At 57.3% G+C, this 20,313-nt stretch carries 20 protein-coding genes and 1 tRNA gene; 13 read left to right on the forward strand and 8 right to left on the reverse strand.

The genetic code is table 11. The features are described 5' to 3' along the window. Window positions 1–41: 41 nt before the first annotated feature. Window positions 42–1,850, forward strand: a complete 1,809-nt coding sequence (locus tag NW870_RS06455; protein WP_414374521.1) for a DUF3352 domain-containing protein — start codon at window positions 42–44, stop codon at window positions 1,848–1,850. A gap of 7 nt (window positions 1,851–1,857) precedes the next feature. On the opposite strand, the gene NW870_RS06460 is transcribed toward NW870_RS06455, so the two are convergent. After that, a complete protein-coding gene (locus NW870_RS06460; RefSeq protein WP_011432443.1) occupies window positions 1,858–2,301 on the reverse strand; it encodes an ATP-binding protein in 444 nt (147 codons plus the stop codon). 141 nt (window positions 2,302–2,442) lie between these two features. Between NW870_RS06460 and NW870_RS06465 the strand changes: the two genes are divergently transcribed. From NW870_RS06465 to NW870_RS06485, 5 genes are all read left to right on the forward strand, one after another. Continuing rightward, window positions 2,443–2,640, forward strand: coding sequence for a cytochrome b6f subunit family protein (locus NW870_RS06465; protein ID WP_041436278.1), 198 nt, complete (start codon window positions 2,443–2,445; stop codon window positions 2,638–2,640). A 37-nt stretch (window positions 2,641–2,677) separates the two neighbouring features. Then, window positions 2,678–3,007 (forward strand): HU family DNA-binding protein, encoded by a 330-nt coding sequence (locus NW870_RS06470; RefSeq protein ID WP_238376891.1) that lies wholly within the window; start codon window positions 2,678–2,680, stop codon window positions 3,005–3,007. A 12-nt stretch (window positions 3,008–3,019) separates the two neighbouring features. Next, entirely contained in the window at window positions 3,020–4,480 is a 1,461-nt protein-coding gene (locus NW870_RS06475; RefSeq protein WP_414374523.1) for a DASH family cryptochrome, read from the forward strand. Between the two features lie 99 nt (window positions 4,481–4,579). Continuing rightward, a tRNA-Met gene (locus NW870_RS06480) sits at window positions 4,580–4,651 on the forward strand. A 133-nt stretch (window positions 4,652–4,784) separates the two neighbouring features. Further along, window positions 4,785–5,714 carry a restriction endonuclease gene (locus tag NW870_RS06485; RefSeq protein WP_011432440.1) on the forward strand — a complete coding sequence of 310 codons (930 nt, stop codon included), beginning with the start codon at window positions 4,785–4,787 and terminating at the stop codon, window positions 5,712–5,714. Between the two features lie 123 nt (window positions 5,715–5,837). Here NW870_RS06485 and NW870_RS06490 read toward each other — a convergent pair whose 3' ends face one another. The 6 genes from NW870_RS06490 to NW870_RS06515 all read right to left on the reverse strand — a co-directional run bounded on the left by NW870_RS06490 (window position 5,838) and on the right by NW870_RS06515 (window position 12,710). Continuing rightward, complete coding sequence (locus NW870_RS06490; RefSeq protein ID WP_414374525.1) at window positions 5,838–6,281, reverse strand: DUF29 domain-containing protein; 444 nt, start codon at window positions 6,279–6,281, stop codon at window positions 5,838–5,840. 489 nt (window positions 6,282–6,770) lie between these two features. Further along, window positions 6,771–7,421 carry a Rho termination factor gene (locus NW870_RS06495; protein ID WP_414374526.1) on the reverse strand — a complete coding sequence of 217 codons (651 nt, stop codon included), beginning with the start codon at window positions 7,419–7,421 and terminating at the stop codon, window positions 6,771–6,773. Further along, a complete protein-coding gene (locus NW870_RS06500; protein ID WP_414374527.1) occupies window positions 7,414–8,721 on the reverse strand; it encodes an AAA family ATPase in 1,308 nt (435 codons plus the stop codon). Before NW870_RS06500 ends, NW870_RS06495 begins: the two co-directional genes overlap by 8 nt. 85 nt (window positions 8,722–8,806) lie before the next feature. Further along, complete coding sequence (locus NW870_RS06505; RefSeq protein ID WP_414374529.1) at window positions 8,807–11,014, reverse strand: phosphoketolase; 2,208 nt, start codon at window positions 11,012–11,014, stop codon at window positions 8,807–8,809. Window positions 11,015–11,048: 34 nt separating this feature from the next. Further along, the gene (locus tag NW870_RS06510; protein ID WP_414374531.1) at window positions 11,049–11,723 is read right to left on the reverse strand and encodes a cysteine hydrolase family protein; all 675 of its coding nucleotides are present in this window, start codon (window positions 11,721–11,723) and stop codon (window positions 11,049–11,051) included. Between the two features lie 18 nt (window positions 11,724–11,741). Then, on the reverse strand, window positions 11,742–12,710 hold the full coding sequence (locus tag NW870_RS06515; RefSeq protein WP_414374533.1) for an isopenicillin N synthase family dioxygenase: 969 nt from the start codon (window positions 12,708–12,710) through the stop codon (window positions 11,742–11,744). Window positions 12,711–13,293: 583 nt separating this feature from the next. On the opposite strand from NW870_RS06515, the gene NW870_RS06520 reads away from it, so the two are divergent. The 7 genes from NW870_RS06520 to NW870_RS06550 all read left to right on the forward strand — a co-directional run bounded on the left by NW870_RS06520 (window position 13,294) and on the right by NW870_RS06550 (window position 19,287). Then, on the forward strand, window positions 13,294–13,767 hold the full coding sequence (locus NW870_RS06520) for a hypothetical protein (protein WP_414374534.1): 474 nt from the start codon (window positions 13,294–13,296) through the stop codon (window positions 13,765–13,767). Window positions 13,768–13,923: 156 nt separating this feature from the next. Next, on the forward strand, window positions 13,924–15,006 hold the full coding sequence (locus tag NW870_RS06525) for a leishmanolysin-related zinc metalloendopeptidase (protein WP_414374535.1): 1,083 nt from the start codon (window positions 13,924–13,926) through the stop codon (window positions 15,004–15,006). 142 nt (window positions 15,007–15,148) lie between these two features. Further along, the gene (locus NW870_RS06530) at window positions 15,149–15,430 is read left to right on the forward strand and encodes a hypothetical protein (RefSeq protein ID WP_414374537.1); all 282 of its coding nucleotides are present in this window, start codon (window positions 15,149–15,151) and stop codon (window positions 15,428–15,430) included. A 59-nt stretch (window positions 15,431–15,489) separates the two neighbouring features. Then, window positions 15,490–15,837, forward strand: a complete 348-nt coding sequence (locus tag NW870_RS06535; protein WP_414374539.1) for a hypothetical protein — start codon at window positions 15,490–15,492, stop codon at window positions 15,835–15,837. Continuing rightward, on the forward strand, window positions 15,837–16,736 hold the full coding sequence (locus NW870_RS06540) for a DMT family transporter (protein WP_414374540.1): 900 nt from the start codon (window positions 15,837–15,839) through the stop codon (window positions 16,734–16,736). Before NW870_RS06535 ends, NW870_RS06540 begins: the two co-directional genes overlap by 1 nt. Before the next feature lie 58 nt (window positions 16,737–16,794). After that, the gene (locus tag NW870_RS06545; RefSeq protein ID WP_414374541.1) at window positions 16,795–17,907 is read left to right on the forward strand and encodes a glycosyl transferase; all 1,113 of its coding nucleotides are present in this window, start codon (window positions 16,795–16,797) and stop codon (window positions 17,905–17,907) included. Window positions 17,908–17,961: 54 nt separating this feature from the next. Further along, the gene (locus tag NW870_RS06550; RefSeq protein WP_414357769.1) at window positions 17,962–19,287 is read left to right on the forward strand and encodes a class I SAM-dependent methyltransferase; all 1,326 of its coding nucleotides are present in this window, start codon (window positions 17,962–17,964) and stop codon (window positions 19,285–19,287) included. 141 nt (window positions 19,288–19,428) lie between these two features. Here NW870_RS06550 and NW870_RS06555 read toward each other — a convergent pair whose 3' ends face one another. Further along, window positions 19,429–20,124, reverse strand: a complete 696-nt coding sequence (locus NW870_RS06555) for a hypothetical protein (RefSeq protein ID WP_414357768.1) — start codon at window positions 20,122–20,124, stop codon at window positions 19,429–19,431. Window positions 20,125–20,313 lie beyond the last annotated feature (189 nt).

Below are 20,313 nucleotides of genomic sequence, written 5' to 3' on the forward strand. Positions count from 1 at the left end.
GGGTGTCCGCGCCATGTCTCCCTCGGTGCAGAGATTGAGATATGGGACGACGGCAACTCTTGCGCGGGATCCTGATTGGGCTTGGTCTTCTGGCCGCCATGGTGGTGTGGGTTGTCGTATGGCTGCTCACCCGCAGTCCGGTGGCTTTGTTGCTGGCCCACCCGGAGCTGCCGCCAATTGTGGGTTTGGCCCCTCGCTCCGCACAAGCGCTGCTGGTGTTGGCTGTTCCCCTGGACGAGGTGCAAGCGTTTTGGCAAGCGGCAACTCCTGCCCCCCAGCGACGCGCTGCCCGTCAGCAGTGGCAAAAGTTTTTCTCCCCTGAAAGCCCAGGCTGGCTGGGATCCATGCTGGCCGGGGGATCCCTTGATTTCGAGCGGGAGGTGCGGCCCTGGCTGGGGAGGAGCACCCTCTTGGCCAGTTTGCCGGAGTGGGGCACCTTGGTTGCCCTGGAAACGCGGGATGCGGCGCTCTCTCAATTTGAGCTGAACCTGTTGTGGGAACGGCAGAGCTTGGCCGGGAGGCCGGTGCAGGTAGACACTTACAAGGGCATTCAGGTGGTGTCTAGCCCGATTCCGGGCCTGCAGGGTTTCTCGGCAGCCGTTTTCGGCGAGCAATACGTGTTGTTGGCGGAGCAGTCTGCTGCCATTCGGGCTGCAATCGATGCTTGGCAGTTGCCGCAGTTGTCTCTGGTGGCTCAGCCTCTGTTTCAGCAGGTCATCCAGCCCTTGCGGGAGGCGCATGTGGGTTGGGCCTTCTGGCAAAATCCAGAGGCGGTTTCTTCAGATGGGCTGACGTTGCAGGCGGTAGGGCTGGGGTTGGGGGTAAACTTCCGCGGCTTGGTGGCCGAAAGTGCTGCCCTCTGGCATGCGCCCGCTGGCTTCTCCTTGCCGGCGGCAGAAGCCTTTCGCCCGCAGATCCTTCAACATCTGCCGGATAAAACCTTGGCGCTGATTTCCGGAGAGAATCTGGTCTCAGTTTGGCAGAGCCTGGGGCAGATCCAGCCCCTAAATTCCCTGGGGTTGCGGGTGGATCCCGGCCAGTGGCGGCAGCGCTTGCAATCTCAGGTAGCGCTGGACTGGCAGCGTCTGTTGCCGGAACGGGGAGAGTTTGCCTTTGCCCTTTTGCCCGGCGACGGGGATCCAGCCTGGCTGTGGGTCGGTAAGCTGCCGGATGAGTCGGTCGCGACAGCGGGACGGAGTCCTTATTTCGACTTGGATGAGCGGGCACGCGCCCAAGGCTGGCAGGTAATCTCTCTGGCAACGAAGCGTGGCACCGCCACCGCCTGGGCCCAACCGACCACTCCTGCGGGGGAGACGGAGTCCTTGCCGTCAGAACCCCAGCCGGTGGCGACAGCGGGACGGAGTCCTCACCGCTCCACCCATCGACCGGAGATCCCCGTGTTGGCAGGGGAGCGGCTGGAAGTCAGCGGGAAGGGAGGATCCCTGCCGTTGCCGGCGGCAGAAGCTCTTCCCCAGTCGCCGTCGGGGATCCCGCTGCCGGCACAGGTGTATCATGCCGATCGCAAAGGCTATTCCTACCTGGCCTCTTCTTTGGGGGCTCTGGAGACGGCCCTCGCGGATCCCCCCTTGAGTGCAAATCGCGCCTGGCGCAAGTTGGTGGCTTCCCTGCCCCACCGCAATTTGGGCTATGGCTATGGATCCCTGGGGTTGCTCTTGGAAAGCGAGCTGCCCGACCCGGTCGCGTCAGCGGCGCGGAGCGCTAAGGGATCCCGCTGGTCATCCACGCGCTTTGCCTTCGCCACCACAGCCCTAGCGGTTTCTGAAGCTCCCTATCCGGATCAGGGTCGCCAGATTACCCAAATGGGCAAGCTGTTTTGGCAGTGGTATTGAGGGAGGGTCAGACTATCCAGGGATCCCGGCAGTTGGCGTGGATGTATTTGGCCAGGTAGACCTGGTTGCCTGTTTCATTCCACTCCACAAAGTCGAAGATTTGGGTGAGCAGCAGCATTCCTCGGCCCGACTCTTCGGTTTCCAAGATGTTATGTTGGCATCGGTGGAGCTTCTCTTGGGGACAAAAGCCGGGCCCTTGATCTCGCACCAGCCATTGGTAAAAGGGCTCCGAGCTGGCGTACTCGATGATCACCTTCTTGTTGGGGTCGAGGCCGTTGCCGTGGCGGACGGCATTGATGATTGCTTCCTGTAGGCCCAAACGTATTTCCGCTCTCCAGGCAGGAGGGACTTTTGAGATCAAGAGATCGAGGACAGGCTGAGTGTAGAGGGTGGAGGGAAAGCTGATAACGCTCCAGGAGCAGTGGGCGGGTTTGAGGGAAAGGGCAATCACGGAGGCAGTCTTCCCTGGGGCACGGCACTCTGACCCCATTCTAGCAATCCCATCGGGGTCAACCCCAGCAGAGGTGCGGCAGGAGCTCGGCAAGGGGACTTTTGCCGTACCATCTTGAGTGGTAAGTCTCTTCGCGGTTTTATGGCGATCAAGGTTGGAAATAAGGTCAAAGTTCGCTCTGTCCAGGATCGCGGACAAGAAAACCTCAGCGCTCTGGTGGGCAAAGAGGCTGTGGTGCTGGCACGGCGTGTGGTCGATGGCAGCGGTGTCGGCTACATTCTGGAGTTTCCCGATCGCTCTCGACATTGGTTTTTCGAGAGTGAACTGGAGGTGCTCTAAGCCCCTGTCTGTGTTCTGTTGTCTAGAGGGTCGGTTGGTGGCTTCTCCTCCTCATTTGACTCGCCGTTTGCTGGCCCGCCAGATGGCCGCGCAGGTGGATGGCCTGACCGTGGAAATGGCTGCTGCTGCTCTGGAGGCTATGCTGGACAGCATTAGCCAATGCCTGGCCCAGGGGGGATCCGTGCGGCTGGCTCGCTTTGGCACGTTCTCGCTGCGCCATCGTCCCGCCCGGCAAACCTATCATCCGCGCACCAAGGCCCCTGTTCACATCCCGGCTGCCGATGTGCCTCATTTTGTTCCCAGCCCTGAGCTGGGGCGTCCAGCTGGGGTTCGGGTGTCCAAGTCTGAGTCCGCGGGATCCGTGTAGGGTAGCTGCAGAATGACCGTCCTGCTGTGGTTTCGCACCGACTTGCGCCTGCTGGATCACCAGCCGCTGACGCGGGCCTGCCAACAGGGATCCCCTTTGATCCCCTTGTATTGCTTGGATCCCCGCCAGTTCGGCGAGACTTCCCTTGGGCTCCGCCCCAGAACCGGCCCTTTCCGCGGTCAGTTTTTGCTGGAGAGTTTGGCGGATTTGCGGCAGCAGTTGCGGTCGCGCGGCTCGGATTTGGTGATCCGCCAGGGACAGCCAGAACAGGTGATCCCCACCTTGGCACAGGAGTGGGGGGTCGAGGCGGTCTATGCCCATGAAGAGGTGGGCACCGAGGAGAAGGAGGTGGCGGCTGCTGTTGAGCGGGCTTTGCGGTCTCTGGGGATCCGGCTGCAGGTTGATTGGGGCCATACCCTCTATCACCCTGAGGATCTCCCCTTTTGTCTCTCGCAACTGCCGGAGCTGTTCACCCGCTTTCGAAAGCAAGTCGAGGGGAGCACCCCCATCCGGGATCCCTTGCCCATTCCCTCGATCCCCCCCCTGCCATCGGGTTTGGATCCCGGCCCTCTGCCCACCCTGGCCTCGCTGGGGCTATCTTCACCTGCTAGGGATCCACGGGCCCGCTTCACCTACCTTGGCGGCAGCACTGCTGCCCATGCCCGCCTGCAAACCTACTTTTGGGATCTGGATCGGCTGCGCATCTACAAAGAAACCCGCAACGGCATGTTGGATCCCGACGATAGCTCCCGGCTTTCTGCTTGGTTGGCGCTGGGCTGTATCTCGGCCCGCACCGTCTATGCCGAGGTCAAGCGTTACGAGCAGGAGCGGGTGCGCAATGAGTCCACCTACTGGCTGGTGTTTGAGCTGCTGTGGCGGGATTATTTTCGGTTTATCTTGGCCAAGCACGGCGCCAAACTGTTCCGTCCTTCTGGGATCCAAGGGATCCCTATCCCTTGGCAGCAGGATTGGCCGCGCTTCCAGGCTTGGTGTCGGGGTGAGACGGGCTACCCCTTGGTGGATGCCAACATGCGGGAGCTGGCGGCTACTGGGTTTATGTCCAACCGGGGACGGCAGAATGTGGCCAGCTTTTTGACAAAAAACCTGGGCATCGACTGGCGCATGGGCGCTGAGTGGTTTGAGTCGTTGCTCATCGACTACGACGTGGCCAGCAACTACGGCAATTGGAACTACACCGCCGGCGTAGGGAATGATGCCCGTGGCTTCCGCTACTTCCATATCCCCAAACAATCTCGCGAGTACGATCCCAAAGGAGACTATCTGCGCCACTGGTTGCCGGAATTGGCCGGGATCCCGGGGGATAAAATCCACGAGCCCTATCGCCTCACTGCTGCCGAGCAGAAGCAATTTGGAGTCCGATTGGGGGTGGACTACCCTCGCCCACTGGTGGATTTGGAGAAGTCTCTCGCGGCCAACCGACGGGTTTATGAAGCTGCCCTGGCCTGCCGATAGGCATTGCCTTGTCTGGGGCTTCTTCCCGAGAGGGGGCTGAGGGGATTTTCTGAGGCGCAGTTCCGGCCCAAGAGTGCTATTCTAGTTAAGCACTATCCTGGCTCAGTAGCTCAGCGGTAGAGCAGGGGACTCATAAGCCCTTGGTCGCGTGTTCAAATCACGCCTGAGCCATCCACGTCAAACTTTTTTCAGAGGCTTCCCGGCCTGGCGGATACCCTAACTGGCTTGCAGCAGAGGGTTGGCGTAAAGTTATGGGTGGAACCTACTTCGGTTTGGGATCCCTGTCTTCACATCGGTTCTACAAATGGCCGTTCCCGATTATCAGAGCTTGATGTTGCCACTTCTCCAGTTTGCAGCACGTAAAGAAACCGAAATATCAACCAGCGAAGCTGTTGAAGTTCTGGCAAAGGAACTGGGCCTCACAGAGGACGATCTCAGGGAGATGCTGCCGAGCGGTGTACAGCCAACCTTTGTCAATCGCGTCGGCTGGGCTGCAACTTATATGAAAAAGGCAGGGCTGCTGGAAACAACGCGCAGAGGATTCTACCAAATTACTGACCGCGGAAGAGATCTTCTTGAAAAACAGCCCAAAACCATCAATGTAGAGTTACTCAGGCAATATCCTGAATTCCGAGAATTTGAGGGGCCCAAAGACACAAGAAGCAGCAACAAGGCAAGCAAACAAAAAGCTTTATCAGAGACTTCGGCAGCGACACCATTAGAGCAGTTAGAAGCTGCATATGAAAGTCTCCGTGACAAACTGGCTGATGAACTGCTTGCCAAGCTAAAGAAAGTATCGCCCGCCTTCTTCGAAAAGGTTGTTGTGGAGCTGCTGGTTAAAATGGGCTACGGAGGCTCACGGGCAGATGCAGGCAAAGCAATTGGCAAGAGTGGCGATGGTGGAATTGATGGGATCATCAAAGAGGACAAACTCGGTCTTGATGTTGTGTATATTCAGGCAAAGCGTTGGGATAGCAATCCGGTAGGTCGTCCTGATGTCATGCAGTTTGTGGGTGCTTTACAGGCTCAAAGAGCAAACAAGGGTATTTTTATCACTACCTCCAGGTTTACTGAAGACGCTAGCAGCTACGTTTCGCAGATCGGCAGTAAGATTGTTTTGATTGACGGCGAACAACTAACAAATCTAATGATTGAGCACGACGTTGGCGTATCTACAGTTTCATTGTATCCGGTAAAGAAGATTGATAGTGATTATTTTGAAGAGAGCATCTGACAACCGCATCAGCTCAGACTGTCAATTGGCCACAGCGAAATTGTCATTTGCCTAGGTGGAATGTTAACTATGAAAACGCCCAACTGAAAGAGGGAGATACGCCATGAGGGAAAGACGAGATCCTCACTGGGGGCTCTCCTGCTCGGGGTAAAAGTCGGGATCCATCACCTGATCCAATGTGTAGGGACAGTGGGCAGGCAGATCGTCCAGAGATAGGGGCGTTTCTTTAACCACCAGCAGGACGCTCTTTTGATAAGCTTTATTCATTGCTTCAACCAGATAAGACTTAAGGCTGGGATTATCCGCAATTAACTCCTGCACCTCTTGCCGCTGTTCGATGATTGTGGCTGTCCAACTTTTGCTTCGTTGTTGAGGCTGAAACTGCCACTTTAGCAAATGGCCCACCAGGATCCCTAGCCGATTCACCAATTCGCGGCGTTCTTGCCTGCCCAAAGTCTCAATCTCCTCCACCAAGTTGGGAATATCCAATCGATCCCACTGCCCCGATCTCAGCAGTGCGGCTTGCTCTTGCGTCCAGGCATAAAAGTCGCAGTCGTAAAGCGCCATGATCCATTCCTAACAGGACACCGGCCAAAGATAAGTCAATCCTACCGGTTCCAGCCGTTGAGCTTCGACCTCATAAGTTTATCGAGTCCTCAAACTCTGTAGCTACAAAGCCTCGGATCTGTGGCAGCGTTGGATCCCAATGGGGCCTGACCCTGAACAATATGAGGTTTCAACAGGTCTGGAGCGCTTGATCACGGCCCAGGATCCAGGCGATAAGGGGGGGATCCCTGTGGTCAAGATAATACCGGACGGTTTGGGTCAGGTCGATCTCCAAGATGCTGGTGATCATCCTGTGCATGAGCTCCAGATGGATCCGGTCGTCCTAGGTAAGCAGAGCATACCTGCCATGGAGGCTGTTGTTGAGAGCGGCCAAGGCTGTTTGGGGTGGCAGTAGCCATTCAAAGGGAGGCTTGAGGCAGGCATCCCACAGCAAGCGGAGTCGGGCCTCGGTGATGTGTAGAGGAGAATATGTTTTTGAAGGGATCCCTTTCAGCTCTCTCCCTCTGTTTTTTTCCGCGAGCGAGTTGAGGTCGCTTTCTTCGCGCCAGCGGATGCCGCAGATCTCTTGGATGATTTCTTCAGAGTAGGGGGCAACGCTGTAGGAGTTACGAAAAATACTTCCGATAGGGCATCCAGTTTTTTGCCTCGCGTAATTTTGCACCCAAGCTTGGTTATGGGGGTTAAGTCCTGCCACCAACTTCTATCCGCGTCTGCAATCCGGGCAGCTGCAATGGTTACATCGACTCCCTTGAGGGGACTGCTGGGTTGCTCGGCTAGGTATCTTAGCGCAGCCAAGATAGTCTCTCTCGATGTATTGGTCAAATTTACCTTCGGAACAATTTCTTTGGCGAGAATCTGGGCCTGCTTAACCTGCTCTGGATCAGGATCGACAACGATACACCATAGCCTTTCCAGTCCCGCTTCTTGAGCAACTGCATAGACAAAATGGTTACCAATGGCCTTGTACTGATAGTCGCCAGCCTCGACCACCAGCAGAGGAACCCAGTTGTGTCCTCCTGTCGCCCTTAGCTGATCTGCGGCTGCGGCAACAAGGAAGGAGGGAGCAGAAAACCCATCGGCGGGCGTAATGCTCTCAAGGGGTAAGTTAACCAATCTACCTAGATCTGAAAACTCACTCATCGATAAAGTACTCACGGGCAAGACTCTGGTAGTATTCTAAAACTCTCCGATTAAAGACGGCAGGCCTTCGATCAAAGCTTGCAGAGGATATCACTGCATAGTCAGGTATCCTAAAAATGCTTTTGTTTTCATTACCTCTCTTAAAATGCGGCCAGAAATATGGAAGTAGGTTCATGCTTCTCTCTTGGCTGACAATTTTTTCTATCTCATCATTTGCTCGTTTAATAGTGTTTTCGCTTTCTGAGGGGACGCCATTGAAAAAGATAGGCAAAGTCCTGGGGCCACCATCCTGTCGTGACCTAGCAGTTTCTGGAACAAATCTGGTGATTACTCTAGCAGCATTATTCAGGGAAGACAGATCGTCGGGGCGGGTAGGTATCAAAATAACATCGGCAGCAAAAACACCACTCTGGCTAAAGTAAAGCCATTGAGTTGGGCAGTCAATTAGGATGTAATCATACTCATTGCGAAGAGGGGCAATCAGATCGCGAAGGCGCCGAGTTCCCTTCTGGATATATGCTACCGCCTGGCTATCAGTTAACGTTTCCAGTTCAGGGTCTCTTGGGATGATGTCAAAGATGGAAACTATACTCTGTTTGCCTTGTCTAACTGTCTTGAGTCTGTATGTTTGGACAACGGAATGAACATCTATTTTGGGATCCTTTAAGCACTGCGTCAGTGTAATTTTTCCAGTAGTAACTCCCAAGCTTCTTGTCAGATCTCCTTGGGAATCAAAGTCAACAACTAAGACTTTCTTTCTCTTTGTTGCTAGTGCTGCTGCAAGGTTAATAACTGTTGTTGTTTTGCCTACGCCCCCTTTATTGTTATACACGCATACAGTCAGAGCGCGCTCATAGTTTTCTATCTTGTCTCGCAAGTTACGCACTATGCTCTCAATGTTATCTGAGCTAATATCAAGGTTTGCTGTAGCGGGGTGAACGACTTTTCCGTGCTTCCTCCAAAGCTGGATGTTATTTGCATTGGTGATAATTCCCCATTTTGCAGATTTGCAGTCCTTGGCAAGCAAGTAACTTTCTATCTGACAAACTGCATCTCTATAGCAAGATCCTTCTCTGAGATTAACTGCTCTAGATTTTGCCTCCAAAAGCAAGTAGGGATTCTTCGGGGATCTAAAGAAAATATCTTCAGGATCTCCGTTCTTTCTTGCTGCGAGATCGACCTGGCCGCAACCTGTCTCGAATTCTTCTCTAATTTCCGAGTCGTCAAAGCCAAGCGCCTGCAGGAGAGGAGAAGCAAAGTGTTGGACAACAACTCGCTCTACCCTCTCGGTGGGAGACATCCTCTCAAGCTTCTCTCGGAGATATCTAGCCGCAGTCATAGGAAAAAATAAGGTGGACAATGCTAACCAAGCTAAAAGCTCGCCCTCAGCATAGCAGTTGCTTGGCTCGTTCTGACAGTGCCTGAGCTGTCAGGCCGTTGTAGTCCATCAATTCGGCGGGGGTGGCGGTGGTTTCGCCGCGTTTCCAGGCAAAAATGTCGCGCGGGCCAGTGTAGCGCAATGTCAGAGGCTCCAACATCAGGCTGGATCCGCCGGTTACGCCAATAAGGGCCTCGCCGGCAAACCAAGCGGCAAATTCTTGGTCGGACATGAATTCCCCATCTGGCTGAGCACAGGTGGACCAGGCCACGTCGCCGGGGCGATACAGACGGCGGGGGTTAATCACCGAGACGATTTTGCAGCCGATCCCTTGGGCTTGGAGCTGTTCAGCCGCCTCGAACACGGGCAGGAGAATCATATCCCCCACCACGGCAAAGACCACGGTGCGGGATCCAGGAAACTCCTGAAGGACGATGCAGCCCTGCTCTACTGCTTGGCGAGCTTGTTCTAGGGTGGTGCGGATGGGCAGGGGGGTTTTGCTGGCGATGATAGGGATCCCTTTGTTGCAGGTGGATAGGGCCCATTCGTAGGCAGCTTGGGCACAGTTGGCATCCGGCGGGAAGAGGGGAAAGATGTTGCCGTTGCGCATCATGGCCGCCAGGTAGGCTTCAATTTCCGGGCGTTGGTGGGTCCAGCCGTTGCGCCCCTGTTCCAGAGCGCCGGCAGTGAAGAGGGCAATGGCCGAGGGGGTGGGCCGGCGCAGCTCCGCCATGGCTTGGGTTACTGTCTGCCAGATGGGTAGGCCGTTGACGGCAAAGGACTCGTAGGAGCACCACAGGGAGCGTCCGCCGAAGAGCGCCAGGCCCGCCGTCAGTCCTGCGCAGGCATCTTCGCTCAGGGGCTCATAGACTTGTCCTTGGGGCTGTTGGTTGTAGAGGGGATCCACCGTGGGGTGAATCACCTTGAGACCTTGGTTCACATTGGCGATGCCGGAAGCTTCGTTGCCGTCGGCATTGGCCACCAAAAAGTCGGGATCTTTCTGCCCCACCTGCACCACCAGGGATCCGATGGCCGTGGTGGAAACCTGCTTGTCCCCCAGGGGAAACTCCGTTAGGTTTAGGGATCCCAGAGGTGGAAGGGGCCGAACGAACTCTGTAACCGCCACTTTGGCGGCTGGCCCCCCGGCGGCCCGCTCGCAGTTCTGTCGCACCAGGGCCCAAGCTGCCGGGTGTAAAGCCCGCGCCCGCAGAGCCGCCACAATGTCCGGGTGATCCAGAGTGTGGTGGCCGTAGAGGTTGTGGGACTTGGATCCCTTGGCATGTACCCCAGCCCCCTTCAGTTGCTTGAGGATGAAAACCGTTAATTGTCCGCTCAGGGCTGATTGGATGGCTCGCTCCATTTCGATCAGCACCCTTTGGGCAAAGGCAAGGCGGGCTTCTAGGGAAAACTGAGTGCTGTCGACGTAAGGGCCAGGCTGTTGGGCATCGTCAAAGTCCTTGGCATCCACCAACACCACTTCCTCAAAGCCGTTGCCCCGCCAATACTCGATCATCTGGGCGTTGCTGGCGGTGGAGATCATGCTGTGGTGCTCTTGGCTGTAGCCGTTCCAGACCAGCACCGGCAGGAAGTTGGTGCGCTGCGGGAAAGCCGTGTGGAAGTGAATCATGGAGCTCATCACATAGGGCTCTCCCAGGCCGCCATCCCCAATCGTGACCGGGAAGAGGCGATCCGGGTAGAGTAATGCCCCCGCCATGGCAAAGTGCTGCCCCTGCCCCAGCGGCCCAGCCGGCGCCAGCAGCCCGGGAATGTAGCCAGAGAGGTGACCCAACAGCCCTTCCCGCTCTCGAAAACGGGCCCGTAGGTCGGAGACGGTGTGGATGCCCATCTCGGCCAGGGATCCATCCAAAAACATGGCCGCGTAAAAGCCCGGCGCGTGGTGCCCAACTTCGGTGGGGATGTTCTTCTGGCCCAGGTACACCAGAGCGGCATAGGCTTCTGCTTGGCTGGCAAATCCCCCTGGGTGGCCTGAGGCTTTGCTGGCGGTCATTTGCAGGGTGAGGTAGCGCAAGGCATCGGCATAGAGCAAGGTTTGGTAGGCGGCCATACGACTGCCGGGATCCCTCAGTTTCCCGGTGCCGGCATCCACTGCAGGGGCCTGGCCCAGGCGGTCAAATTCCGGCCAGGGATCCCCGAAGTACTGGATCCCTTCGCAAAAGGCGGGGACTTGGGCAGTTGCCTCCTGAGCCAGTGTCATCGGTTCAGCCTCACGCTTGTTGGGTTATTCACACTCACTGTAAACCCGATAACGCTTTTTGGATGTTCTGAGCAGAACTCGTCCAGCCGACGATGCCCCCTTGCGCCCGGATCATCTCCAGGGTGGCTTGCTTGAACTCTGGGAAGTAGCTGGCGGTGCAATCTTCCACCAGCAGGCACTCATAGCCGCGGTCATTGGCCTCGCGCATTGTGGTTTGCACGCAGACTTCTGTGGTTACTCCGCTGAACAGCAGGTGGGTGATGCCGCGCTTTTGCAAGATTTCTTGCAGCTCGGTGGCGTAGAAAGCCCCTTTGCCGGGTTTGGGGATGACGATCTCTCCCGCAAGCGGAGCAAGCTCAGGGATGATGGCGTTGCCCGGCTCTCCCCGAATCAAAATCCGCCCCATAGGGCCTTCGTCCCCAATGGTCAGGGATCCCTTGCCGCGTTTGCGCTTGCTGGGCGGGCAATCGGAGAGATCTGGCTGATGACCCTCTAGGGTGTGAATGATGGTTAGGCCCTTCTGACGACAAAAGTCCAGCAGCCCCTTCAGGGTGGGCACAATGGATCCCAGTTGGGTGACATCATTGCCCAGCATCTCCCCAAAGCCGCCTGGTTCCAGGAAATCTCGCTGCATATCGATGATCACCAGGGCCAACTGAGACAGGCTGGGAACTTCATACTCGTAGGGCAGGGCTGGGATCCGAAACATAGAGACCCCCAGTTCGGATCAATGCTGGGGCGGGGATCCTGCCTCGGCCAGGCCGATTTCCCTCAACCGCTGGGCCAAGTATTCTCCGGCAGTCAGGGAAGGGAACCGAGGGATCCCGCCGGTGCGGGCCACACAAGTCGGCAAGGGCGTGAGATCCACCTCTGGCCGCGGATGCACAAAGAAGGGAATGGAAAAGCGGCATTCTTGAGGGTTGTCGGGGTTGGTCACCCGATGGGTGGTGCTGCGCAACAGGCCATTGGTGAGGTTTTGCAGCATATCCCCAGCATCGACAATGATCTGACCGGGCAGAGCCGAAATGGGCAGCCAAGATCCATCTCGTTGCAGAAGTTCTAGCCCTGGCGCGGTGGCTTCACACAAGAGCGTGATCAAGTTGATGTCTTCATGGGCTGCAGCTCGTAAACTCTGGGGAGGGGCTTCAGCGGGAAGGGGCGGATAGTGAATCACCCGCAAGAGATTGGCTCCTCCTTCCGCCGCTTTGGGCAGGTATTCGGCAGGCTCCCCCAGATACAGAGAGATTGCTTGCAACAGTCCCTGGGCACAGGTTTCCAATTGGGCGAACAGCTCTACCATCACCCTGCGAAACTGGGGCACCTCCCGAGGCCAAATGTTGGCAGGAAGGTGGGGATCCCCTTCGCGCCCGATGTGCCAAAACTCTTTCAAGTCAGGGTAGGGATGATCTTTGGCGTGTTCTTTGCCAAAGGGGGTGTACCCTCGTTGCCCCAGCAGGGCCGGATCCTCATAGGCTCTCTTGGTTGGCTCTGGCAAAAGAAAAACGGCTTCTGCGGCTTCATAGGCTTCCCGGATCAATTCCGGCGATAGGCCATGGTTAACCAAGGCAAAAAAGCCAATCTGCTGCAGGGCTTCCCCCACCTGGCGGACAAACTGCTCCCGCTCACCTGCCGTTCCTTTCTGAAAGGCGGCAAAATCGACAACCGGCAGAGTCTGGCGTTGGGGAGTGGTTACCACGGCAAAAGTCGTCTCTGGTGGAAAGTCAACACTTTCTCAGGCAGCGGGCTTGGTACCCTATGCTATCCTTCCTAAGAAGCCAAGGGGAGAGTTCTGAATCGAAGACGGTCTGTTCGGGGTTCATCTACAATATCTATCTACAATATCTAGAGTCTAAAGCTGCTCAGCTACTTGCCTTCCCACAAGATGCAGGTAGAATCCTGCCGGACAGCCTCTGTCCCTTTTGTCTGGAGATTGCACCTTGTAGTGGCCTGTGCCCTTTTTGGAAGGCTGTGATAAAGTCGATAGAAGCAAAGCTATGGATTGATTTTGCCTTGAGAGCAGTCTGAGCCCTGGGTAGGCGGAATGGAGCGAGTTGTTCTGTTGTTGCACTGGGTTAACTGGATAAAGCAGGGCAGGCTACTTCTCTCTTTTTTAGCTGATTAAAGTTTTTGTAAAGTTACGGATCCCTGTTGCTTGTCAACCATAACCGCGCCTAGAATTGCCGAGGACTGATGTTTTCGGAGATAGTTTGCAGACACTGTTGATGTTGCTTTCCTTTTGCCTACTCTCAATCTGTTGACCTTTCGAGACCGACTGCTCTATGACAGACACTCATCCCTGTGCCCCCTGTATTGTGAATACGGGAACTCTGGTCAATAAGCGGGATATTTACCGACTCCTATCCGATTTGGCCCGTGTTCGCTACTTCGATATCGTCGATGGCTCAGTGCGGAAGCAAGGGGAAGGCTGCGTGGTGGATGTTTTTCAGGATCCCACTGCTGCCACACTGGTGGTAAACCGTAGCCTCTACTTAAATGTGAACAGCTTTGACTATGCCTGTCTGCGGGATCCCGCTTCAGAAGAAGAGATGGCCAACCTGGGCAAGGAGCAGCCGGGCGTGGTTATCGATTTGGTTCAAGACGGACGCATTCTGCGCTTGGTTCCCCTGGTGGAGCCGCGCTCGGATCCCGAGGAGCTCTTGGGGGATAGCCAGGCGTTGCGGGCAGCGGTGGACGTTTTGGCTGCAGGCTGGGGCATAGAAGAAGAAGGATCTTCTGACTCTTTGGATTGTTAGATTGAGGGCTTCCGACCTGAAGATATAGACCTCCAAACCCACCTCTTCCCGGCCTTGAAGTTGGCCGGTGCGGTGTGACGCAAATCATGCTCAGGAGGAGGGTCGCAACCGGTATGATCCAACTGGGCCGTGAGGCTCTTTGCGTTTGGGGGTGGTGTGAAGGTTTTTTCGGGGCAGCGACAGCTTCTGGGGAAAGTATGGGGTCTGCGTCTGCTTGGATCCCTGGTGGCTGTGCTTCTGGTACTGGTGCTCAAGGCTTGCGGCGGAAGTGGTGGTTCCTCTTCTGTAGGTGTCATTCCCACTCCCATTCCAACCCTCATTCCCACCTCTACTCCAACTGTTGTTCTCACCCCTACTCCGACTGTCATTCCTGCCCCTTTGCCCTCGCCAACGACTGCGCCTGCTTCCCAGTTCACCATTGACGTTCGCTTTCCCGACAACAGTCTCACCCCCACCCAGCAGTCGATCGTCCGCAATGCCGCTCTGCGCTGGCAACAGATCATCGTTGGTGACCAGCCGGATCTGCCCCCCACCACCATTCGGGCCGACGAATGCGATCGAGGGTTTCCCAGCACGCCACTCAATTTCCCCATCGACGATCTGCTGGTGGAGGTGCGGGCCAGAAACCTCGGCAACGAGCGAATTTTGGGGGGAGCTGCTCCCTGTTTTGTGCGGGCCTCTAACGGTCTGCCTTTCTACTCCGTCATTTTGTTCAACAGCCAAAACCTATCGGCTTTGGAAGAGCGAGGGGATCTGCCCATTACTGCCCTGCACGAGTTGGGCCATGCCTTGGGCTTCTTGCCCATCGTCTGGGATCCCAAGGGGCTAACGGTGGGCTTGGTGGGACGGGATCAGCCTACGCCCCCTGGCTATGATCCCCGCTTTATCGGCCCCAGGGCGGTCAGCGCCTTCGCCACGCTGGGAGGAAACGCGCCCTCTGTTCCTTTAGAAAACGAGTTTGGGGAGGGATCCCGAGATTCCCATTGGCGGGAGAGCGTCTTGGGCCGCGAGCTGATGACCAGCCGCATCGACCGGGGGGTAGCCAACCCCTTGAGCATTCTCACGGTGGGAGCAATGGCAGATATCGGCTATGAGGTGAATCCAGCAGCGGCGGATGGCTTTGCTTTGGGGCGCAGTAGAGGGATCCCTCAGCCTTTGGAACTGCAGGAGCTGGAGTTGATCCTGCCCCTACAGCAATTTGACGCCGAGGGCAGGCGGGTGGGGGATCCCCAGGCCTAAGAAAAGGAGTATATCTACTCATGGCCAAGAGGCTACCTTTTAACAATAATGAAGGTCGAGTTGTATAACTTCACAACATCGACATAACATCGACAAGTTCTCAACATCGACAAGTTCTCACCTCATCTCTTTGCAATTAGCTATGGGTATCCTCAAGAAGCTTTTCGGCGGCCTGTTCTCCTTTTTCGGCATTCTCTTCGGCGGCTTGGTGGATTTTGTTACCGGGCCTTTTCGTTCTGCACCGGCTTCCCCCAGCTCTGCTCCTACGGCTACAGCAACTGCTCCTGCCAACAAGCCCAAGGTGGTGGTGGAGAAGCCTTTTGTGCCCAATGAGATCTCGGCTCCGCGTCCTAACCGTCGCCCTGGCCCGGCTTTGGATGTGTTCCGGGCTATGGTTCAGGAGATCCCTTCGGCGCGAGCTTAGTCTGCCCATCTTCGGGAGCAGCCCGTAAGATGGAGGTGAAACGCTGGAGACTGCTCTCTATGTCCGATCTCTCTTTCTCAGAACAAGAACGGCTGAAACAGCTTGAGCGTGAACTGGAGCAGGCGGCTGCAGCCTCTCGGGAGTCGGGAACATCCGTTGCGTCTCGGGGGAAAAGTGCCGTTCGAGCTTGGATTGAGACTTGGGGGCGTCCACTGGTGACGGTCTTCGCCATTCTGGGCTGTATTCTTCTGGTTGGGCTGTTCTTCCGGGTTTTCGGCACCGTTCTCAGGTGGGCGGTGGTGGCGGGGTTGGGCTATCTGCTCTATGCCTGGGTGGTGGCACCGCGGCTGGGCCTTCCCACCGGAGCTAAGTCGAAGCCAGAGGACAGCAATCTCGACAGCTTTTGATGCCTAGGGATCCCTGGCGAGCCTATGTTTACTTGGCGGCGGCCATCTTGGGCTGGGCCACGGCTGCCAGCGCTTTTAAGTTTGGGTTGCGGTACCTGTCGCCGACGGTCTTGCTGATTTTTTCGGCATTGAGCTCTTGCTTGATCCTGGGGATCGTTTTGGTGGTTACAGGGCGGGCGAGGTTGATCGGCAGGCAGAAGGGATCCCAAATCCGCCTGTCGGCCCTTCAGGGGCTGCTCAACCCCTTCGGCTACTATGGGGTGTTGTTCCAGGCTTATGACCGTCTGTCGGCTCAGGCGGCGATGGCTCTGAATTACACTTGGCCGCTGGTGCTGGCTCTTCTGGCGGTGCCGCTGCTGGGAGAGCGCTTCCGTTGGCGGCTGGTGTTGGCCTTGGGGGTGAGCCTGCTGGGGGTGGTGCTGGTGGCTACGGGGGGATCCTGGGGCACCTTGCAGGCGGGGGATCCCTGGGGGGTCCTGCTGGCGGTGGGCAGCTCTGGAATCTGGGCGCTCTACTGGCTGCTCAATGTGCGGGATGGGCGAGATGCGGTGCTGAAGCTGTTTATGGGGTTTCTCTTCGGCAGCCTCTATGGCCTGCTACTGCTGCCGTTTCAGGAGGTCTCTTGGACAGTTGCGGGGCTGGGTTGGGCGGCTTACATTGGTCTGGCGGAGATGGGCCTGACTTTTGTATTTTGGCTGCGGGCTCTGGAGTTGGCGGGCCATCGGGGATCCCTGGCCAACTGGGTGTATGTGACGCCCTTTTTGTCGTTGGGGTTGATTGCGGTGCTGTTGGGCGAGAGGATTGCGCTGGGATCCGTGCTGGGCCTGGGTCTGATTTTGGCCAGCAATCTGTGGGGATCCCATAGGGAAAAGCCCCCCGCGGATCCTGTTCTGTCCTGAGGCGGTTGCGTTCGCGCCAGCGGGACGGAGTCCTATCGCGTTAGCGGTGCAGAGCACAATGAATCCCGTTCCTCTGTATGTGGCGGCAACAGCTCACGGGTTTGGGCACGTTACCCGTCTGGCGGCGGTCGTGAATGCTTTGCTGCGGCGGGATCCCCATGTTCTGCCCATCTTTGTTACGCCGGCTCCCCGCTGGCTCCTGGAGCGTTACGTAGAGGGGAAGTTTCTCCATCGACCGCGGGCGTTGGATGTGGGGGTGGTGCAGCCGGATGGGCTACAGGCCGATCTGCCGACTACGTTGGCCGCCCTCAAGGCGTTCAAAGCCAGCGCTGCGGAGCTTATTCGGGAAGAAGCGGATTTCATTCGAGCCCAGGGGGTGCCTTTGGTGTTGGCGGATGTGCCGCCCATTGCTGTAGCCATTGCCCAGGCTGCTGGGATCCCCTGCTGGATGGCCAGTAATTTTGGCTGGGATTTCATCTATCAGGAGTATGGCCCGGAGTTTCAACCGTTTGTGGCCTGGATCCAGGAGCTCTACGGGCAGTGCGACCTTCTATTTCGCCTGCCTTTTAGCGAGAGCATGGTCGCGTCAGCGGTGCGGAGCACTAGCGCTTTTCCGCGTCAGCAGGAGGTGGGGCTGACGGGATCGGATCCCCGCTACGGGCCGGAGGAGGTTGCCGCCCAGTTGGGGTTACACCCGGAGCAACCCAGGGCTTTGTTTACCTTTGGCGGGCTGGGGGTGCAGGGGTTTCCTTACGAGCGGCTCCAAGATTTTCCCGACTGGCAGTTTCTCACGTTTGATCGGGAGGCTCCTCCCTTGCCCAACTTGCGGGTTTTGGATGGGCAGGTGTGGCGACCGGTGGATGTGATGCCCCTCTGCCGCTGGGTGGTGTCCAAGCCGGGCTATGGCACTTTGGCAGAGGCCCTGCGCAGCCGCACACCTATGGCCTGTGTTACCCGCTCTGGGTTTGCCGAGTCGCCGTTGCTGGTTGAGGGTCTGCAGCGCTACGGCTGGCATCGCATCCTCTCCCCAGAGGAGTTCTTTCAGGGATCCTGGGACTTTTTGCAGGATCCCGCCCACCCGCCCCAGAGGCCGGATGGGTTGGATCTCCAGGGGAATGAAACCCTGGCTGCGGCCTTAGAGGCATTCCTGCGGGGGAGGGATCGCGGGTAGGATAGGGGGCAGCTTTCTGCAGCGGATCCCTTCACGGTAGCGGTGTGGAGCCCTATGGCCAGCAGCTCGTTCGGGTCAGCGGTGCGGAGCACTGCGGAATCTTTGCGGCAACTGTACGAAGAACTGCCCTACCCCAATGTTTCCATTGAGGCCTCGGGCCGCAACGCCATTGACGGGTTGTACCGCCTAAGTTTGACCACCGCCCAATACGCCCGCACCCGCGCCATTGTGCCCAGCGAAGGCGCTCTCATTTTGAATGCTGGCTGCGGCTCGGGCTGGGAAACGTTGATCCTGGCGGAGGCCAATCCAGGGGCGCGGCTGGTGGTGTGCGACCTGTCAGCAGAATCGGTACGGGTGACGGAGCGACGCTTGCGCTACCACGGCTTCGGGGAGGTGGAGCTCCATGTTCTCAACCTATTGGACATCGAACAGTTGGGGCTGGAATTTGATTTCATCAGCCTCAACGATGTGCTCTATCTGCTGGACAATCCGGTGGCGGGGCTAAAAGCCCTCAAGCGGGTTCTCAAACCTGACGGGATCCTGCGGGCCAACCTGCACCACGCCTACCAGCGGGAGGTGATCTTTCGCCTACAAGAGGCGTTTCGGCTGCTGGGGCTGTTTGATCTACCCACTCCTGAGGCCTGTCAGCGGGTACGGGAATTCATGGCCAGTTTGGCCTCGGACGAAATGCGGGCAGCCCTGCGCTGGAACCCTGAGATCTACAAAGACGACACCAACATCCGGGCCAACTACCTCTTGCCAGGAGACAAGGGCTTCCTGATCCCCGACCTGATGCGCATGCTCGAGGAAGCTGAGCTGGGCCTGGTTTGTCTGGTGGACTATGCCGACTGGGATCCGGCGCTTTTGTTCAAGGAGAGGGCCATGCCCCCCTGGTTGCAAGCTGAGTTGGACAAGCTCTCGCCTGCGGATCAAAATCACTTTTATGAGCTGATCTACCCCAACCATCGCCTCATTGACTTTTGGGCGGAACACCCCGGCTCTTCCTTGGTCTTGCCCTGGAGCGACGCCGATTGGCTGGGGGGCAGGGTGCAGCTTAACCCCATCCTGACCGACAACGTCGAATTTCGCCAAAACTTCGCCAAAGCCTACGAGAAGAAGCTGGAGTTTGCCATGAATTGGCCGGGGGCTAGCTATGGACGCCTAACCATTCCAGCTCCTCAGATGGCCTGGCTGGGATCCCTGTTGCAGGGGCCAACGCCGGTGAAGGCCATGATTGAGCAGGCAGCTCAGGTCAACACGTTAGAGCCGGAAGCGGCCCAGGAGGAGGTGCTCACCTACCTGGCAGGGCTGGAGTCGTTTTTGTTTGTGATGTTGGATCCTGCACCCGTTCCAGGAGAAGGAGTTTTTCCAATCGCTTGAGATCCCCGAGCCTTTCTCCCAAGGGTAGAGGGAAGCCAATGGGCCGGTTCACGGCAACTTGGAACGACTATTGAGGGATTGAGGCTCTGCCGGGCTGCAAGAACGGTCTTGGGCAGATGTCAGATGGGAAGAGATCCCTCTCTAGCGATCCACCAGGCGCAGCTCGAAGGTGAGGATGTTGGCGGCCAAAATCTCCAAAGCCCCGCCCTCGATAAGGTCGCGAGTGAGGGCAGCTCCGGAGCCACTTTGTTGGATCAATTCGCGGCTGCGGCGCACCGTCTCTTGTCGCTGGGGATCATCCACAACCACCTGCCGCTGATTGGACAGGCTGAGGCGATAGAAGTTGGGCAAATCTCCCCGGGTGGCATCAATGGCCAGATTGGTCTCTTCGGGGGCCACACGGAAGGGGGCGCGAGCGGTGAGCAGAGCCACCTGAATATCTTGATCCCGCCCATCGAGACCCTGCAGCTCGGAGATATCGATCTGGAAGTTGAGGGTATCGCGGTCGCGGGTGAGGCGATTGACCCGTACCTGGTTAAAGCCGACCGCAAACTCTCGTTCCGGCTCTCCAAACCGCTGGATGGTGGCCTGCAAGACCGACTCTTCGTTGAGGGGGGTAACCCGAATGAGGTAATCCCAGTCCCGCACAAAGGTGTACTCGTTGGGCCCCACACGGACGTTGGGATCCACCAAGTTGGCGGTGGGACCGGGGCTACCGGCCCGGCTGAGGGCCACCACGTACCAGTAGTTGGGGCTGATGGGCAAACCCAGGGTCATGCGTACTTCCAACACAGGCCGGGCCCAAGCTGCAACAGCCGTGAGAGCTGTTATGGCCATGGCCCCGAAGCAACTCCACAGCCAGCGCTGGAGAGGAAAATTAAGCTGCGGCGGGCGAGAGCAAGTGATGGCTGTAGTTCTCATTCAAGCCTTTTCAAGGGCAGTTGCCTGTCTGATACATTCACGCTGAACTCTCCTGAACATGGTTCAGGAAAGAAGCGATCGCATCCTGCCTATCTCTGAGCAGGA

The organism is Synechococcus sp. R50.1 (genome assembly GCF_047462115.1).
Taxonomy (GTDB): domain Bacteria; phylum Cyanobacteriota; class Cyanobacteriia; order Thermostichales; family Thermostichaceae; genus Thermostichus.

What these genes read in the sequence shown, in the direction of transcription:
- NW870_RS06455 (WP_414374521.1), top strand. Translation starts at nt 42, where the DNA reads ATGGGACGACGGCAACTCTTGCGCGGGATCCTGATTGGGCTTGGTCTT.
- NW870_RS06465 (WP_041436278.1), top strand. Translation starts at nt 2,443, where the DNA reads ATGGCGATCAAGGTTGGAAATAAGGTCAAAGTTCGCTCTGTCCAGGAT.
- NW870_RS06475 (WP_414374523.1), top strand. Translation starts at nt 3,020, where the DNA reads ATGACCGTCCTGCTGTGGTTTCGCACCGACTTGCGCCTGCTGGATCAC.
- NW870_RS06485 (WP_011432440.1), top strand. Translation starts at nt 4,785, where the DNA reads ATGGCCGTTCCCGATTATCAGAGCTTGATGTTGCCACTTCTCCAGTTT.
- NW870_RS06490 (WP_414374525.1), bottom strand. Translation starts at nt 6,281, where the DNA reads ATGGCGCTTTACGACTGCGACTTTTATGCCTGGACGCAAGAGCAAGCC.
- NW870_RS06495 (WP_414374526.1), bottom strand. Translation starts at nt 7,421, where the DNA reads ATGAGTGAGTTTTCAGATCTAGGTAGATTGGTTAACTTACCCCTTGAG.
- NW870_RS06500 (WP_414374527.1), bottom strand. Translation starts at nt 8,721, where the DNA reads ATGTCTCCCACCGAGAGGGTAGAGCGAGTTGTTGTCCAACACTTTGCT.
- NW870_RS06505 (WP_414374529.1), bottom strand. Translation starts at nt 11,014, where the DNA reads ATGACACTGGCTCAGGAGGCAACTGCCCAAGTCCCCGCCTTTTGCGAA.
- NW870_RS06510 (WP_414374531.1), bottom strand. Translation starts at nt 11,723, where the DNA reads ATGTTTCGGATCCCAGCCCTGCCCTACGAGTATGAAGTTCCCAGCCTG.
- NW870_RS06520 (WP_414374534.1), top strand. Translation starts at nt 13,294, where the DNA reads ATGACAGACACTCATCCCTGTGCCCCCTGTATTGTGAATACGGGAACT.
- NW870_RS06530 (WP_414374537.1), top strand. Translation starts at nt 15,149, where the DNA reads ATGGGTATCCTCAAGAAGCTTTTCGGCGGCCTGTTCTCCTTTTTCGGC.
- NW870_RS06535 (WP_414374539.1), top strand. Translation starts at nt 15,490, where the DNA reads ATGTCCGATCTCTCTTTCTCAGAACAAGAACGGCTGAAACAGCTTGAG.
- NW870_RS06540 (WP_414374540.1), top strand. Translation starts at nt 15,837, where the DNA reads ATGCCTAGGGATCCCTGGCGAGCCTATGTTTACTTGGCGGCGGCCATC.
- NW870_RS06545 (WP_414374541.1), top strand. Translation starts at nt 16,795, where the DNA reads ATGAATCCCGTTCCTCTGTATGTGGCGGCAACAGCTCACGGGTTTGGG.
- NW870_RS06550 (WP_414357769.1), top strand. Translation starts at nt 17,962, where the DNA reads ATGGCCAGCAGCTCGTTCGGGTCAGCGGTGCGGAGCACTGCGGAATCT.
- NW870_RS06555 (WP_414357768.1), bottom strand. Translation starts at nt 20,124, where the DNA reads ATGGCCATAACAGCTCTCACGGCTGTTGCAGCTTGGGCCCGGCCTGTG.